We start from the raw sequence: 15,311 nt of genomic DNA, 5'->3' as shown, positions 1-15,311 counted from the left end.
TTTTCGCCACATGCGCTTCCTATGTGGCGCCAGATGCCACATAGGAAGCGCATGTGGCAAAAGTGGGCACGTCGCCGGACACCAGCTCAGCGGCGTATTCGCGCAGCAGGTCGTGCAGCTCGTACCGGTCACGCCCAAGGCTCTGCACGAGATGCACGGCGGCCAGCCGGTCCAACAACACCCGTACGGCGGGCACGGGCAGCCCGGCCAACGCCGCAGCCGCGCCGGTGTCGATGTGCGGCCCGCGGTGCAGCCCCAGCAGCCGAAACATCCGAGCGCAGTCGGCGTCCAGCCGCCGGTACGACCAGTCGAAAACGGTCCGCACGGCAATGGAATCGAAGGTGGACAGCACGTCCAGCCGGCCGTCGGCGTCGAGCTCCTCGACCAGGTCCCGCACCAGGTAGTGCGGCTGCGCCACGACACGTTCGGCGGCGATCCGCAGGGCCAACGGGAGAAAACCGCAGCGCACGGCCAGATCGGTCACGGCATCGGGCTCGGCGTCGGCCCGCTCGTCGCCGATCACGCTGCGAATCAAGGCGACGGAGTCGATCGGAGTCATCGCGCCGAGGGTCACCCGCGGCGCGGCGATGCCTGACAGGCGCTCACGACTGGTGATCACCACCACGCAGCCCGGTGCGGCCGGCAGCAGCGGGCGTACCTGCTCGGCCGACGCCGCGTTGTCCAGAACCACCAACAGCTTTCGGTCGGCCACCAACGACCGGAACAACGCCGAGGAACGCTCCGAGCCGGCGGGGATCCCGTTGGCCGGCACACCCAACGCGCCGAGGAACTCCTCCAGCGCGACGCCGGGCTCCATTGGCCGACCGTGCGCCGAGTATCCGCGCAGGTCGACGTACAACTGGCCGTCGGGAAAGCGGTCCACGACGTGGTGGGCCCAGCGCAGGGCCAGCATCGTCTTGCCGGTCCCGGGCGGCCCGTCGATGATCACGGTTCGCGCGCCGGCGCTGTCCAGCGACCGCAGCTGATCGCACCGGCCGACGAAGCGCCGAATGCCGGCCGGCAGCTGCGCCGGCCGTACGGACGCCTCGGCATTGGCCAGCGCGGCCAACGCGCCGCCGGCACTCAGGGTTTCGTCGCACGCCCGCGCCAGTTCCGGCGACGGCGGCCGGCCGTTCTCGACCTTGCTCAGGTAGCCCGGGGTGAAGCCGATGACCTTGGACAGGTCGCGCAGGGACAGGCCGCACTGCTGCCGCAGCCGCCGCAGCTCCGGCCCGAACAGCGCCGCAGCGCCCTCGCTCCTGCCGCCTCGCCCCATCTGCCTACCCCGGGTCGGTATCGGACCCGATCCTACGGCGCGGATGCCGTAGACCCGGGTGGTCCGAGGGCAGGCTTGCCCGGAACACCCACCAGGTCGGGGCCAGCATGACCACGTAGAGCGGCCAGGAGAGGGCGACCCGGGCGATGCCGGAGGCGACCACGTCGCCCTGCCACCACAGGTAGCCGAACACGATCACCCGGATGCCGTACTGGATCGAGTAGACGAGGGTGGCCCGGCCGTAGGCGCGCAGCAGGTCCGGGTCCTGCCGCCATCGGGTCCGCTGGCCCAGCAGGGCCCCGATGATCACGCCCAGCAGCGGCCACCGAACCGCCCAGCTGACCACGAAGGCCAGCCCGCTGGCCGCGTTGCTGAGCAGCTGCACGAGGAAGAAGTCGATGGCTCGACCGGTGTACATGGCGACCAGCGCGGCCACGGACACCACGAACGCGCCGATCAGCACGGCCCGGATCTTGTCGCCACGGATCAGCCGGATCGCGCCGACCACCACCGCGGCGGCCACGGCGATCAGCGCCGCCCACCCGACCGAGTGATTCGTGAGCAGCCAGCCGGCCACGAACGCGACGGACGGCAGGGTGGCGTCCAGGGCCGCGCCACGCCCGCCGAGGAGCTGCGCGAAGGTCTCTTCCCGCTCGATCACCCTCCTAGCCTGCCAGGTTAGGGGACCCTAATGGGTAACTTGCACTCACTGTTACGACCTGAATACGGGGTGAACGACCCATTGACCTGGGTGAGCGCGGTCACTACGGTGGCACGAAATCGTCTGGAAAGTTAACAGACAGGAGTTACCCAGTGCGTGCCGGAAGCCCGAGACTGCTGCGCGAGATCAACGACCGCGCCGCGATCGACGCGCTGCTGCGCAACGGGCCGCTGACCCGGTCCGAGCTGGAGGGCATCATCGGGCTGTCCAAGCCCGCGACGGCCCAGCTGCTGACCCGCCTCGAAGCGCAGGACATCGTCCGCCGGGACGGCCTGCGCGGTGGTGGCCGGGGTCCGCGCGCCCAGCTGTGGGCGGTCAACGGCGGCCTGGCCCACGTGGCCGCGGTCGACCTCACCCCCGACTCGGTCGACGTGGCCATCGCCGACATCTCCGGCGCCACGCTGACCGAGCACCATGCCCTGATGCCCAAGGGCAGCGACGTGCTGACCGTCTTCTCCGAGGCCATGGCCAAGGCGGCCAGCGACGCCAACCTCCAGGTCAGCGACCTGCACCACGTGGTCGTCGGCAGCCCGGGCGCGGTCGACCCGGCCACCGGTCAGCTCGGCTTCGCGCCGCACCTGCCCGGCTGGGAAGGCTTCGACGTGGTCGGCCGCCTGCACGAGCTGCTGGGCACGTCGGTCACCGTCGAGAACGACGTCAACCTGGTCGCGCTGGAAGAGATGATCATCGGTCGGGCCGTCGACGTGCGCGACTTCGTGCTCGTCTGGCCGGTCGACGCGGTCGGCTCGGCGGTCGTGATCAACCGGGTGCTGCTGCGCGGCGCCACCGGCGGCGCCGGTGAGGTCGACTGGATGCGCGTGCCGGATCTGTCCCGGCAGGACACCGGGATCGACCGCGCCGGCACCCGCTACGGCGACCTGCTGTCCAACTCCTCGGTGACCAAGCTGGCCCGCTCGCACGGGATCTCGGCCCGCCACGCGCTGGGCGCGGTCACCAAGGCGCTGTCCCACGGCACCGCCGGCCGCGAGTTCCTGACCGACCTGGCCCGGCGCATCGCCGTCGGCATCGCCAACGTGGTCAGCGTCGTGGACCCGGAGCTGGTGCTGCTGTCCGGCGAGGTCGCGCACGCCGGGGGCACCGTGCTGTGCGAGCTGGTCGCCACCGAGCTCCGTCGCCTCGTCATTCCCCGAACCCCGGTCGAACTCGCGTTGGTCGCCGGCCACGCGGTCCGCGCCGGGGCCATGCACTCCGCCCTGGCCGTGGTCAGGGAAGAGGTCTTCGGCCTGCCGGCCAACGACATGCTGCCGCCGCTGCATACCGCTCGATGAATCCGCCGAAACCCCCTGTCCTTGGAGGGCCCATGCGTACCCCCAGACGCGCCGCCCTGGCCCGAGCAGCCACCTGCTCGGCGGGAGCATTAGTCCTGCTGTTGTCCGCGTGCACCGCCGGCGGCGGCACGACCGGCGCGCAGGACGCGCCGAGCGCTGACCAGAAGGTCACGCTGACCGTCTACAGCGCCTTCGCCGACCGTGAGTTGGGCATCCTGAACAAGGTGCTGGACGGCTTCCACGCCGCCCACCCCAACATCACGATCAACAGCCAGGGCAGCCAGGACGACGACAAGATCACCCAGTCGATCCGCGGCGGCAACCCGCCGGACGTGGCGATCTCGTTCTCCACCGACAACATCGGGCAGTTCTGCTCGTCTGGGGCGTGGCAGGACCTCAAGCCCTACATCGACCGGGACAAGACCGACCTGACCCAGATCCCCAAGGCGGTCCAGGACTACACCCAGTTCAACGGCAAGCGCTGCGCCATGCCGATGCTGGCCGACGTGTACGGCCTGTACTTCAACAAGGACCTGTTCGCGGCCAAGGGCATCTCCGCGCCGCCCAAGACCATGAGCGAGCTGCTCGAGGACACCAAGAAGCTGACCGAGTTCAACCCGGACGGCTCGATCAAGGTGGCCGGCTTCATCCCGCAGTTCGGCTTCTACGCCAACCACCCGCAGATCTGGGCCCCGCAGTTCGGCGCCAAGTGGCTGGACGGCAACGGTAAGTCGGACCTGGCCAGCGATCCGGCCTGGACCGAGATGTTCACCTTCCAGAAGCAGCTGGTCGACTTCTACGGCTGGGAGAAGCTGCAGAAGTTCACCGCGGGCCTCGGCCAGGAGTACTCGCCCGACCACGCCTTCAACAAGGGCCAGGTCGCGATGATGTTCGACGGTGAGTACCGGACCGCGTTCCTCAAGTCGGACGTGCCCAACCTGAACTACGACACCGCGCCGTCCCCGGTGGCCGACGACAAGGCCGACACCTACGGCGGCGGCTACACCACCGGCACGATCATCGGCATCCCCAAGGGCGTCAAGAACGCCGGCGCCGCCTGGGAGCTGATCAAGTACCTGTCCATGGACACGAACGCGTTGGTGCAGCTGGCCAACGGCCTCGGCAACGTGCCGAGCACCAAGGCGGCCCTGCACAGCGCCGACCTGAAGATGCCGGCCCAGTTCAACACGTTCCTCAAGATCTTCGACAACCCCAACCTGGCCAACAACCCGGCCAGCCCCAACGGCGGCGCGTACCTGAAGACCGCCGAGGACCTGGGCTCGTCCTGGCAGAGCGGTCAGGTCAAGGACCTGCACGCCTCGTTCGCCCAGGCCGACAAGACGATCGACGACGCCAAGGCGCTCGGCGGGAACTGATGACCGCAACTCTGCTCGGTTCGGCCGACGCACCCGCCGCGTCCGTCCCCTCAACGGGACGGGCGCGGCGGCGCGGCCGCCATCGCAAATGGGTGCTGCTGTTCCTGGCGCCCTGGGCCGCCGGCATGGTGCTGTTCTTCGTGTACCCGCTGCTGGCGACGGTGTACTTCTCGTTCACCAACTACGACGGGCTCAACACCGCCGACTTCGTCGGCCTCCGCAACTACGTGTTCATGTTCACCAGCGACCCGCTGGTCAAGGCGGCCGCGTACAACACGCTGTGGCTGGTCGTCGTGCTGACGGTCGGCCGGCTGGCCTTCGCCATGGGCGTGGCCCAGATCCTGACCAAGGTGCGCAACGGTTCCGGCTTCCTGCGGGCGCTGTGCTACCTGCCGTCGCTGGCCCCGCCGGTGGCGGCCACGCTGACCTTCGTGTTCCTGTTCAACCCGGGCACCGGCCCGGTGAACACCATCCTGGGCTGGCTCGGCATCAACGGGCCGCTGTGGTTCAACGACCCCAACCTGTCCAAGCCGTCGCTGACCCTGCTCACGCTGTGGGGCTCCGGCGAGCTGATGATCATCATCCTGGCCGCCATGCTGGACGTGCCCGGTGATCTCTACGAGGCCGCCGACCTCGACGGCGCCGGCCCGTGGATGAAGTTCCGCAAGATCACGCTGCCGTCCATCGCGCCGGTGCTGCTCTACGGCGTGGTCAACTCGATCATCTTCGCGTTGCAGTACTTCACCCAGGCGGTGGTGGCCGGCTCGGTCGCGTCCGGATCCGCTGACGCCGTCGGCAACTCCAAGCTGATCGGCTTCCCGGACAACAGCACGCTGACCTTCCCGGTGTGGATGTACAACGAGGGATTCCGCTCGTACCACATGGGTTACGCCTCGGCCATGGCCGTGCTGCTGTTCATCGTCTCGTTCGCGTTCACCGCGATCCTCATCCGGCAGCTGCGCGCGGGGAAGGCGGAGGCTCACTGATGGCTACCCTGACCGCCACCGCCGTGGCCGCCCGTCCCGCGCCGAAGCCGAAGAAGCGGCATCCCAGGGACATCCTCAACTGGATCGCCGTGCACGCGGTCGCGTTGGCACTGGGCGTCGGTTTCGCGCTGCCCATCGTGTTCGTGGTGCTGACCGCGTTCATGTCCGACCAGCAGGCGCTCACGTCCGACCTGTGGCCGCGCTCGTGGCACCCGGAGAACTTCCTCACGGTGTTCGAGAAGGCGCCGATGCTGGAGTACTTCGGCAACAGCCTGCTGTACTCGATCCTGGCCACCGCCGGCATGCTGATTTCCAGCATCCCGGCCGCGTATGCCTTGGCCCGCCTGCGTTTCCGGGGCAGCAACCTCATCTTCATGCTGGTGATCGCCGCGATGATGCTGCCGCCGCAGGTGGTGGCCGTGCCGATCTACAGCATGTGGGCCAACCTCCACCTGACCGGCACGCTGTGGCCGCTGGTGGTGCCGTACTTCCTCGGCGACGCCTTCAGCATCTTCCTGCTGCGCCAGTTCTTCGTGACGGTGCCGCAGGACTACTTCGACGCGGCCAGGATGGACGGCTGCAACGAGTTCCAGATGCTGTACCGGGTGCTGGTGCCGATGACCAAGCCGGGCCTGGCCGCCGCCGGCCTTTTCACTTTTCTCTACACCTGGAACGACTACTTCGGACCGCTGCTGTACGTGGGCGAGAAGCAGGACAGCTGGACGCTCTCGGTGGCGCTGGCGTCCTTCCGGGGCATGCACCAGGTGCAGTGGAACCTGACGATGGCCGCGACCGTGCTGGTGCTCGTGCCGGTGATCGTCCTGTTCCTGTTCGCCCAGAAGTCGTTCGTCAAGGGGATCACTTTCACGGGAGTCAAAGGGTGAAACTCACTGTCGTAGGGGGCGGTTCCACCTACACCCCGGAGCTGATCGACGGCATCGCCGGCCGGCGCACCAGTCTGGACGTGGACGAGATCGTGCTCGTCGATCCGGACGCGGAGCGACTGGCCGTCGTCGGCCCGTTCAGCCAGCGCCTGCTCGACCATGCCGGTCACCCGGCCAAGGTTCGCACCACCAGCGTTCTCGAGGAGGGTGTCGAAGGTGCGTCCGCCGTACTGTTCCAACTGAGGGTCGGGGGGCAGGCCGCGCGCCGCTCCGACGAGACCTTCCCGCACATCTGCGACTGCGTCGGCCAGGAGACCACCGGCGCCGGTGGCCTGGCCAAGGCGCTGCGCACGGTGCCGGTGGTGCTGGACATCGCCGACCGGGTGCGCGAGATCGCCGGCGAGGACACGTGGATCGTCAACTTCACCAACCCGGTGGGGATCGTGACCCGCGCGCTGCTTCAGGCCGGTCACAAGGCGGTCGGCCTGTGCAACGTGGCGATCACGTTTCAGCGCTGGACGTCCCAGCTGCTCGGGTTGCAGCCGGATGACGTGAAGCTGGAGCACGTCGGCCTCAACCACCTCACGTGGGAGCGGGGCCTGATCGTCAACGGCGAGAACGTGTTGCCGCAGCTGATCGCCGACCACTCCGAGGAGCTGTCCGAGCACATCGGCATCCCGGCGGCGTTGATCCGGCGGCTCGGCGTCGTGCCCTCGTACTACCTCAAGTACTTCTACGAGCACGACGAGGTCGTCGAGAAGCAGAAGCACGAGCGGCCGCGGGCCGACGTGGTCACCGAGGTCGAGAACGAGCTGCTCAAGATCTACCAGGATCCGGCCGTGGTCACCAAGCCCGAGTCGCTGTCCCAGCGCGGCGGGGCGTACTACTCGGAGGCCGCGATCCAGCTGGTCCACTCGCTGACCAGCGGCGGGCCCGGCGAGGAGCACGTCGTCAACGTGCGCAACAACGGCACGCTGCCGTTCCTGCCGGACGACGCCGTGATCGAGGTTCCGTCCATTGTGGACAGCAAGGGGGCGACCCCGCTGCCGGTCAAGCCGGTCGAGCCCGGGTTCGCCGGGCTGATCTCGCACGTGACCGGGTACGAGTACCTGGCGCTGGAGGCGGCCGTCCACGGCGGTCGGGACCGGGTCGCCGACGCACTGCTCGCCCACCCGTTGATCGGCCAGTACTCGATCGCCGAGAAGCTCGCCGACGAGCTGGTCGCGGAGAACAAGGACCTGTTGCCATGGGCCAAGGCGTGAAGGCGGCCGTGCTCGCCATCGACGGCGGGAACAGCAAGACCGATGTGACCTTGATCGACGACGCCGGGACCGTGCTCGCGCATGTGCGCGGTCCCGGCGCGTCGCCGCAGAACATCGGTCTGCACCCCAGCCTCGAGGCGTTCAACCGGATGGTGCACGAGGCGGCGGCCAAGGCCGGGTTGGCGACCAGCAGGCCGTTCGCCCGGCACACCGCCGCCTACCTGGCCGGCGCCGACCTGCCGCGCGAGGAGGAGATCCTCCAGCGGGAGTTCGGCAAGCTGGGGTGGTCGGACAGCACCGTGGTCGGCAACGACACGTTCGCGCTGCTGCGCTCCGGCACTTCCGACGGCGTCGGCGTCGCCGTGGTGTGCGGCGCCGGCATCAACTGCGTCGGCGTGGCGCGGGACGGCCGGGTGCACCGGTTTCCCGCGCTGGGCCGGATCTCCGGCGACTGGGGCGGCGGTTCCCAGATCGGCGGGGATGCCTTGTGGCATGCCGTGCGGGCCGACGACGGCCGCGGCCCGCAGACCGCTCTGCTGCCCGCGATCCTCGCGCACTTCGGCGTGACCAACATCAGCGAGGTCGTCGCCGGCTTGCACTTCGAGGAGATCTCCGGCGAGGTCGTGCACGAGCTCTGCCCGCTGCTGTTCCGCGTCGCCGCGGAGGGCGACGCGGTGGCCGCGGCCGTGGTCGAGCGGCTGATCGAGGAGATCGTCGTGTTGGCCACGGTGTCCCTGCGCCGGCTCGACCTCGTCGGCTCACAGGTCGACGTCGTCCTCGGCGGCGGCGTTCTGGCCAACTCCGGCCACACCATGCTCGACGAGATCACCCGGCGCTGCCACGAGGTAGCGCCCTTGGCCGACGTGCACCTCGTCGACCTTCCCCCGGTTGCCGGGGCCGCGTTACTCGGGCTCGACGCCATCGGCGCCAGCGCCGAGGTGGAGGAGCGGCTGCGGTCCCACTACGCCCCCGACACCGCCCAGGAGCGCCTCGTCGCCGGCTGACCCCGTGAGTGGAGAGTTGACGGTGGCGGCGCTCTCCGCCCGCGGTTCCAACGTTGCATGCTGGACACCCAGCATGCAGGGAAGGACGCCTTACCTGCGTTCAATGCAGGTAAGGCGTCCTTCCCTGCATTGGGAGGTCGTCAGCGGGGGGACGGGCTGACCGTGGTGGTCGTGGTGGTCGTGGTGACCGGCGGCGTGGTCGTGGTGGTGGGCGGCGGCGCGGTGGTGGTCGTGGTGGGGGCGACCGTGGTGGTGAGGGTGGCGCCGACCGGGTCGGCCTGGGTGCTGGGCCCGGGGGACTTGCTCACCGTCACCGTTTTCACGGTCGGGGTGCCGTTGACCGTCACCGTGGAGGCGATCACGGTGACCGGGAAGCCGTCGCCGTCCATGGGCATGCCGTCCGGTCCCTCCTGCATGCTGGTCGGCAGCGGCTGCCCGCCGCGGTCGATGGTGCGGGCCGGCGCCTGACCGTCCGAAGTGGACACGAGCAGCACGCCGACAACGACACCGATGACGGCGGCGATGGCCGCACTCGCGGACACCGCCGATCGCAACGACAAACGCACGGGATGACTCCTGCTCAAATCGACCGCTTGGCCGGACCATCGGGCAGCACACCATGCGCGCTACCGGATGGAGCAGTTACTCACCCGTTCGTGTCAGATATGTCAGCCGACCGAGGAGTAACCCTCAGCGCCGGTTGGCCATCCTGATCATGTCGCCGAGCCGGTGGATGAGACCACTGGCATCGGCCGGCGACAGCGTCGCCCAATCCTCGCCGTCGCGGCCCCGGCCGGCCACTCCGAGGTACCGTCCAGCCTCGGTGTCGAACCAGCTGAGTCCGGGCATCCGCCGCGCGACGCCGTGCTCGTCGAACATGGCCCCGGCGAACTGTCCCAACCGCAGCACGGGCTCGCCGAGCATGGTGGTCAACGTCTGCGCCTCGGGACTGTGCCGGTTGGGCTGCGCCAACTCCCGTGCCGGCACGGACACCTGCTGACCGGGACCGGGCTGGTGCGGCGGCAGCAAAGCCACCAGCGACGCCGCGAGGGCGGTGTCGCGGATGTACTCCAGCCGCATGGTTCCGCCCTGCTGCACGGCCAATAACGCCCGCTGCCCGGCAGCCACGGCGGCGGCGTGCAGCATCAGCCCCCGCTGCCGGTCCAGCGTGGCGATGGTGTCCAACTGGACGTGCGGCCGGGCCAACAACCGCAACGCGTCGTAGAGGTTGGGGTCGAGCTGACGACCGCGCGCCAGCCCACCCCGCTCCAGATCCTCGTACACGGCCGTGCGCAACCGCGCGCGCTCGTCCAGGGTCGCCCCATGGCTGGGCACGTCGAACGGATAGGGCACGGACCCGAGTCGCGAGTCCTCCCACACGATGTCGAACGCGGCCAGCGGGAGGATCGCGATCGGCGGCATCAGTACCCGCCGGCCGGATTCTCACCGATGACGGTCGGGGCGACCATCTGGCCGTCGCCGAACACGTCGTCGGTCTCGACCAGGAAGGTCGGCCGCTTGTGCTCCTTGTCCTCTTCCTTCTTGCCGCCACGGCCACCCGCGCCGCCCATGCCGGACTGACCGGCCGCGCCCGCAGAACCCATGCCGCCACGCGCGCCGGCACCCTCGGCCGCGCCGCCGGCGCCACCGGCCGACGGGCCGGCACCGGGCCGAGCCGCCGAAGCCGAAGACGAAGCGCCGCCGCGGTAACCGGAGCCGCCGCCTGCGCCGCCACCAGAACCGGCCGGGCCGAAGCCGCCGGCACCGCCGGGGCCGCTGCCGCCAGGCCCGTACGGGTTGTTGCCGCCGGGGTTGCTGCTCAGGTTCTGGTTGTTGTAGCCCTGACCGCCGGGACCCTGGTCGTAGCCGGCGATCTGCGTGCCGCTGGTGGTGCCGCCGACCGGATTGGGCGTGTAGCTACCGCCGCCCGGACCCTGGTGCACCGGCTGGTAGCCGCTGTTGCCCGCGTTGTACGAGCCACCGCCGCCGTAGCTGCCGCCGCCCGAATGCCCTTGGTACGCCGCGACTCCGCCACCCGAGCCGACCGGACCGGCGCTGGCCACGCTGGTGTTGGTGGTGCTGCCGTCGTTGATGTCCGGCGGCGGCGTGAAGGCCGGGATGGACGCCGAGGCCTGCTGCATCGAGGCGTCGCGCGTCTGCACCACCCTGACGGCCTTGTCCTTGGCCGAGTTGGACGCGTTGTAGGTCATGTACATCTCGGCCGGCAGCGTGATCATCGAGATCGGGTTGCCTGCCGCCTGCTCGAACATCTTCACCGGGTCGAAGTTGATCGGGTCCGGCATGTCGGTCTTGGCCTTGGCCGCCGCGTCGACCTGGTCGTGCATGGCCGTGCCGGTCGCGTTGAAGAACTCCGCGGTGTCGGCACTCCAGTCCCGGACCTTGGACAGATGCGCGCGAGCCAGGTCGGCCGCCGCACCCTCCCAGTGCGACTGCGACCCGTTGATCGCCGCGTCCAGCGTGATGGCCGCTTCACGAAGCTGCCCCGCGAGCTGCTTCCACTCGTCGCCGGCCTTGTACGCGGTCCCCGGGTCGACATTGACCGTCACGAGCTTCTTCAGTTCATCGTGCGGCAAGCCCGGGTAGTTGGCGTTCGGATGGGGAACCGCAGGGTGCTGTCCCGTCATCGCTCCATACCCCCTGTTTCGAGAAAACTCATGATGTCGGCAGCTTGGGTTCGGCCGCGGTGGCCATGTCCTGGACGGACGAGCACGCGGTCTCCATCCCCTTCGAGTCGAGCGCAACCACTGCGATGTCGAAGCTCTGCGCCGCTCCCAGCGCCAAGTCCACGCTGCACCAGCCTGCGCTGTTCGACCGCCTGAGCTCCGCCTTGCGGCTGCCGACAGTGAGCTGCGTGATGACCGGATTGTCCTTCTTCGGTCGCTGCCCGAGCGGATACGGCAGGACATGCGTGCTGACGTCGAAGGGCCCAATCCACTCGCAGGCGCCGGAGTCCGGGTCGATCTTTGCTTGCCCAGTGATGCCCAGCTTGGCCAGACCGTCGGCCGGCAGCACCGCGCACGGATCGAAGTTCGGCTTGGTCGGCGCGGCTGATGTGGTCGTGGTGGCCGAGCCGGTGTCGGTCGCCGGCGCGGCAGTGCCGCCCGCGGCTCCGCCACAGCCGGCAGCCACCAACGCGACACCGGCCGTGACCACGGTCAGTAGCAAGGAACGACGCACTAGTAGTTACCCGCCCGCTTCACGCCGCCGTGCGCATCCTGATCACTGCTCTGGTAGCCGGCGACACTGGAATTGATCACAGAAATGAGCTTGTCCAGGTTCTCGGCGAACGCCATCAACTGGCCGTTGGCCGAATCAGGGCCGCCCGCCTGGATCATCACGTTCCGCTGCGAGATCTGTTGCGCATAACCCTGGCCGATCGGCATCTGGTCGAGGTTCAGGAGCTTGAGGCGCGCCTGCCCCGCGATGCTCTTGATCTCCGCCAGCTTGTCGTTGATGACCTTGGCGGTGTTCTCGTCGACCGCGAACTGGCCGGTCTGCGCCGCGCCGGACAAGCCTTCGACCATCGAGAAGAGACCGCCGAACAGACCGCCCCCACCGCCGGTCTGCTGGTTCACCCGCTGCGCATAGTCATAGGTAGCCTGCGCCGCCGGGTCCATCGACGACTGGTCCCCTGGTGTCGACATGCCTCTCCCCACCCTGAGTGCTGACGGCTCCTGATGCTAGCGAACTGCCCTCTCGGACGGAGAAAACTTCACCAAGGTTCCCGCTCAAACGAGATATTCACCGCAGTCGGGCGACGATCGTCCGCGCGACCGGCGTGAGCAGGCGTTTCACCGTCTCCCGGTCGCCGGCGGCGACTCCGCCGGTGGAAAGCGTGATCACGGATCGTCCCGTTCGGAAGGACAGATTCCAGGTCGACGGCCCTGAATCGGTCAGGCAGCTCGCGCCGTCACCAAGAGTCACGCCAAGAGTCACGGCCGACCCGCCGCAGTCGGTCCGATCCCGCGGCACGGTCCACTGCGGCTTGTCCCACACGACCATGTCCAGCCGGATCTCCCGGTACAGCGGCCCGAGCGCCCCGTCGGGCACCACATTGGACCGCCGGCAGCTGGCCGAGGTGCGCAGCGCGGTCTCCCCGTCGTCCTGCGGCACGGCGGCGAAACCGGCGTCGGCGTACTCCAGCACGAGCGAGGACGGCCCGTCCGGATAAGCCTGCTGGAAGGCGTCGGCGGTGAGCAGCTGACACGGGCTCTTCACGCCGGTGAACGGCCCGGTGTGCCGGTAGACCGCGGGCCCGGCCGGCCCGGCGACCACGGCGTCGACCACGGTCCTGGTCACGTCGAGCACGAACTGGTGCTGGTCCCGGTCGCCGTACACCGGCCGCCGCAGGTCGAAGTTGATCGACACGGCCAGCTTGGGCCGGCCGATCACGGTGGTCCAGCCGGCACCGTCCCGATAGGACGACACGTCCAGGCCACGGTCATGCCGCACCACGGCGTTGTTCTGCTGCGGCCACGCCCGGGTTTGGTCCACTTTGTCCGATGTGGTGAACGGGGTCTGCTGCACGGTGACGCTCAACTCGTCGCCGCCGAGCAGCGTGTACCGGCAGTTGCTGATGGAGTCCAGACCGCCCTGCGGCACGGCGGCGTCGGGCGAGACGGTGCCGTCGAGGTGGCTGTCGATGAACGACGAGCCGGGATCGATGCGCACGCCCTGATCGCCCAGGGTCCGCGTGGACAGCAGCGCGCACGCGTCGTACGCGGCGGTGTCGCCGTAGCTCAGCGGCTCCCCGCCGCCGGGTTCCTGCACGACCACGGGCTGCCCGAGCGGCGGCAGGTCACCGGGTTGGGTCTGCGGCGCGGCGTTGCTGCCACCGGCGACCACGGAGACGAGAACCATGACCACACCGGTGGCCGCGGCGGCGGCCAGCCACCCGTAGCGCTGCATCGCCGACTCCAGGGGGCACTGAGAGCGACAGGGTCGGCGCAGACAGTAGCCCCTGAGCGCTCACGGCGCGGCCGGCAGCCGAGGGTCGGCCACGAAGGCCACCTTGAGCGCGTCGTAGCAGGAGGTCTCCGGGTCTTTGCCCTGGTCGACGTCGATCTGGACGCTGGAATGCGCGGTCGCCGCCAGGTAGATCGAGCAGCCCGGATCGGCGGTCTTCACGACCTTCCTGCCGGACCGTCCGCCGATCGAGGTGGCCGTGGCGCCGGCGGGAAGGGCCAGGTCATCCAGGCCGACCTGGGTGAACAGGCCGATCGTGGCGTAGTAGCCGTCGGGCAGCAGCCAGCCGCACGAGCTGGAGGCCGACACATTCACCCCATTGTGTGGCGTGGTGGTGATGCCGAGCGCCCCGCGCCCGCGGTCGTCGATCAGCGAGCACGGGTCGATGCCGTCCAGCGAGGCCGGACGCTCGGCTGAGATCCCGGACACGCCGGGACTGCCGGTCACGGTCGGCGCGTTGCCTCCTGACGTGCAGGCCGTGAGCAGGAACAGGCCGGCGACCAGCGGGAGCACGCGTGCGGACATGGCGCAGACCCTAACGGCTGCCGATCACCTACGGCGGCGTAACCGACGGTGGCGTAGGTCGAACCGCGCGGTGCATCCTGACTGGTTGGTTGGCCTGTCCAACCAATTCGTGGGGGACTCGAGGGAGGAACGGCAGTGCAGCACCGCTTCACCACATTCGTGGCCGTGGGCGACAGCTTCACCGAGGGGCTGGAGGACCTGGGCCCGGACGGTCAGGTCTACCGGGGTTGGGCCGACCGGCTGGCCGAGCTGCTCGCGGCGGGCACGCCGGAGTTCCGGTATGCCAACCTGGCCGTGCGCAGCCGCAAGATGCTGGAGATCCTGACCGACCAGATCCCGTTGGCCGCGGCGATGAAGGCCGACCTGGTGACGCTGTGCGCCGGCACCAACGACATCCTCCGCCCGGGCAGCGACCCGGACCGGATCGCGGAGCTGTTCGACGACGCGACCAGCCAGCTGGCCGCGGCCGGCAGCCACGTGGTGATCTTCACGGGGATGGACACCAAGGGCACCCCGGTGCTGGGCCGGTTACGCGGCAAGATCGCCACCTACAACGGGCACCTGCGGGCGATCGCCGACAAGCACAACGCGACCGTGGTCGACCTGTGGCCGCTGGAGATGCTGCGCGATTCGCGGGCCTGGGCGGCCGACCGGCTGCACCCGTCGCCCGAGGGTCACCGCCGGCTGGCGCTGCTGGTCGCGGACCGGCTGGGCATCGAGGCCGAGTCGTGGAACGACCCGTGGCCGCCGGTCACGCCGGTCAAGGGTTTCGCCCGGCGGCAGGAAGATCTGCGCTGGGCCAAGGATTTCTTCATGCCGTGGATCGGACGGCGGCTGCGTCGCGTGCACTCCGGCGACGGTCTGACGGCCAAGCGGCCGGAGCTGGGGCCATTCGTCTAGAGGTCCGGCCCAAGAATCCGGCGCTGCATGGTTCCTACCTGACCCCCAGGTGCAAGTAGGAACCACACAGCGCGGCTCAGCCGGCGCTCTCCCCGAGCGCCG

Annotated in this window: 16 protein-coding genes; 7 read left to right on the top strand and 9 right to left on the bottom strand. The window is 69.3% G+C overall.

Going from position 1 to position 15,311, the window contains the following annotated elements; all coding sequences use genetic code 11:
- Nucleotides 1-19: 19 nt before the first annotated feature.
- Nucleotides 20-1,276: an ATP-binding protein gene (locus M3Q35_RS36340; protein WP_273937073.1), complete on the bottom strand. Its 1,257-nt coding sequence runs from the start codon at nt 1,274-1,276 to the stop codon at nt 20-22.
- A 4-nt stretch (nt 1,277-1,280) separates the two neighbouring features.
- A complete protein-coding gene (locus tag M3Q35_RS36335) occupies nt 1,281-1,937 on the bottom strand; it encodes a DUF3159 domain-containing protein (protein WP_273937072.1) in 657 nt (218 codons plus the stop codon).
- Between the two features lie 152 nt (nt 1,938-2,089).
- On the opposite strand from M3Q35_RS36335, the gene M3Q35_RS36330 reads away from it, so the two are divergent.
- The 6 genes from M3Q35_RS36330 to M3Q35_RS36305 are packed head-to-tail and all read left to right on the top strand — an operon-like array spanning nt 2,090 to nt 8,798.
- The gene (locus tag M3Q35_RS36330; protein WP_273937071.1) at nt 2,090-3,286 is read left to right on the top strand and encodes an ROK family transcriptional regulator; all 1,197 of its coding nucleotides are present in this window, start codon (nt 2,090-2,092) and stop codon (nt 3,284-3,286) included.
- A 32-nt stretch (nt 3,287-3,318) separates the two neighbouring features.
- Complete coding sequence (locus M3Q35_RS36325; RefSeq protein ID WP_273937070.1) at nt 3,319-4,662, top strand: extracellular solute-binding protein; 1,344 nt, start codon at nt 3,319-3,321, stop codon at nt 4,660-4,662.
- Entirely contained in the window at nt 4,662-5,648 is a 987-nt protein-coding gene (locus tag M3Q35_RS36320) for a carbohydrate ABC transporter permease (RefSeq protein ID WP_273937069.1), read from the top strand. Before M3Q35_RS36325 ends, M3Q35_RS36320 begins: the two co-directional genes overlap by 1 nt.
- Complete coding sequence (locus tag M3Q35_RS36315) at nt 5,648-6,532, top strand: carbohydrate ABC transporter permease (RefSeq protein ID WP_273937068.1); 885 nt, start codon at nt 5,648-5,650, stop codon at nt 6,530-6,532. The genes M3Q35_RS36320 and M3Q35_RS36315 overlap by 1 nt, the downstream gene beginning before the upstream one ends.
- Entirely contained in the window at nt 6,529-7,794 is a 1,266-nt protein-coding gene (locus M3Q35_RS36310) for a 6-phospho-beta-glucosidase (protein WP_273937067.1), read from the top strand. Before M3Q35_RS36315 ends, M3Q35_RS36310 begins: the two co-directional genes overlap by 4 nt.
- Nucleotides 7,779-8,798, top strand: coding sequence for an N-acetylglucosamine kinase (locus tag M3Q35_RS36305; RefSeq protein WP_273937066.1), 1,020 nt, complete (start codon nt 7,779-7,781; stop codon nt 8,796-8,798). The genes M3Q35_RS36310 and M3Q35_RS36305 overlap by 16 nt, the downstream gene beginning before the upstream one ends.
- Before the next feature lie 140 nt (nt 8,799-8,938).
- Here M3Q35_RS36305 and M3Q35_RS36300 read toward each other — a convergent pair whose 3' ends face one another.
- From M3Q35_RS36300 to M3Q35_RS36270, 7 genes are all read right to left on the bottom strand, one after another.
- Complete coding sequence (locus M3Q35_RS36300) at nt 8,939-9,364, bottom strand: hypothetical protein (protein ID WP_273937064.1); 426 nt, start codon at nt 9,362-9,364, stop codon at nt 8,939-8,941.
- Between the two features lie 124 nt (nt 9,365-9,488).
- Nucleotides 9,489-10,220, bottom strand: coding sequence for an ESX secretion-associated protein EspG (locus M3Q35_RS36295; protein WP_273937063.1), 732 nt, complete (start codon nt 10,218-10,220; stop codon nt 9,489-9,491).
- Complete coding sequence (locus M3Q35_RS36290) at nt 10,220-11,443, bottom strand: WXG100 family type VII secretion target (RefSeq protein ID WP_273937062.1); 1,224 nt, start codon at nt 11,441-11,443, stop codon at nt 10,220-10,222. The genes M3Q35_RS36295 and M3Q35_RS36290 overlap by 1 nt, the downstream gene beginning before the upstream one ends.
- Nucleotides 11,444-11,471: 28 nt before the next feature.
- Nucleotides 11,472-11,972, bottom strand: coding sequence for a DUF3558 family protein (locus tag M3Q35_RS36285; protein ID WP_273937061.1), 501 nt, complete (start codon nt 11,970-11,972; stop codon nt 11,472-11,474).
- A gap of 23 nt (nt 11,973-11,995) precedes the next feature.
- Nucleotides 11,996-12,463, bottom strand: coding sequence for a hypothetical protein (locus tag M3Q35_RS36280; protein ID WP_273937060.1), 468 nt, complete (start codon nt 12,461-12,463; stop codon nt 11,996-11,998).
- Nucleotides 12,464-12,560: 97 nt separating this feature from the next.
- Nucleotides 12,561-13,727, bottom strand: coding sequence for a hypothetical protein (locus tag M3Q35_RS36275; protein ID WP_273937059.1), 1,167 nt, complete (start codon nt 13,725-13,727; stop codon nt 12,561-12,563).
- Between the two features lie 60 nt (nt 13,728-13,787).
- On the bottom strand, nt 13,788-14,309 hold the full coding sequence (locus M3Q35_RS36270) for a DUF3558 family protein (protein ID WP_273937058.1): 522 nt from the start codon (nt 14,307-14,309) through the stop codon (nt 13,788-13,790).
- A gap of 165 nt (nt 14,310-14,474) precedes the next feature.
- Between M3Q35_RS36270 and M3Q35_RS36265 the strand changes: the two genes are divergently transcribed.
- Entirely contained in the window at nt 14,475-15,209 is a 735-nt protein-coding gene (locus M3Q35_RS36265; RefSeq protein WP_273937057.1) for an SGNH/GDSL hydrolase family protein, read from the top strand.
- Nucleotides 15,210-15,311 lie beyond the last annotated feature (102 nt).

It is taken from the genome of Kutzneria chonburiensis (assembly GCF_028622115.1).
Lineage (GTDB): Bacteria > Actinomycetota > Actinomycetes > Mycobacteriales > Pseudonocardiaceae > Kutzneria > Kutzneria chonburiensis.
The sequence above is the reverse complement of the archived record's forward strand: the minus strand, read 5'-3'. Positions and strand labels throughout refer to the sequence as shown.

Bases quoted from the DNA above. Each gene is read 5' to 3' on its own strand.
- M3Q35_RS36340 (WP_273937073.1), bottom strand. From the start codon at position 1,276: ATGGGGCGAGGCGGCAGGAGCGAGGGCGCTGCGGCGCTGTTCGGGCCG.
- M3Q35_RS36280 (WP_273937060.1), bottom strand. From the start codon at position 12,463: ATGTCGACACCAGGGGACCAGTCGTCGATGGACCCGGCGGCGCAGGCT.
- M3Q35_RS36275 (WP_273937059.1), bottom strand. From the start codon at position 13,727: ATGCAGCGCTACGGGTGGCTGGCCGCCGCCGCGGCCACCGGTGTGGTC.
- M3Q35_RS36305 (WP_273937066.1), top strand. From the start codon at position 7,779: ATGGGCCAAGGCGTGAAGGCGGCCGTGCTCGCCATCGACGGCGGGAAC.
- M3Q35_RS36315 (WP_273937068.1), top strand. From the start codon at position 5,648: ATGGCTACCCTGACCGCCACCGCCGTGGCCGCCCGTCCCGCGCCGAAG.
- M3Q35_RS36270 (WP_273937058.1), bottom strand. From the start codon at position 14,309: ATGTCCGCACGCGTGCTCCCGCTGGTCGCCGGCCTGTTCCTGCTCACG.
- M3Q35_RS36295 (WP_273937063.1), bottom strand. From the start codon at position 10,220: ATGCCGCCGATCGCGATCCTCCCGCTGGCCGCGTTCGACATCGTGTGG.
- M3Q35_RS36325 (WP_273937070.1), top strand. From the start codon at position 3,319: ATGCGTACCCCCAGACGCGCCGCCCTGGCCCGAGCAGCCACCTGCTCG.
- M3Q35_RS36290 (WP_273937062.1), bottom strand. From the start codon at position 11,443: ATGACGGGACAGCACCCTGCGGTTCCCCATCCGAACGCCAACTACCCG.
- M3Q35_RS36320 (WP_273937069.1), top strand. From the start codon at position 4,662: ATGACCGCAACTCTGCTCGGTTCGGCCGACGCACCCGCCGCGTCCGTC.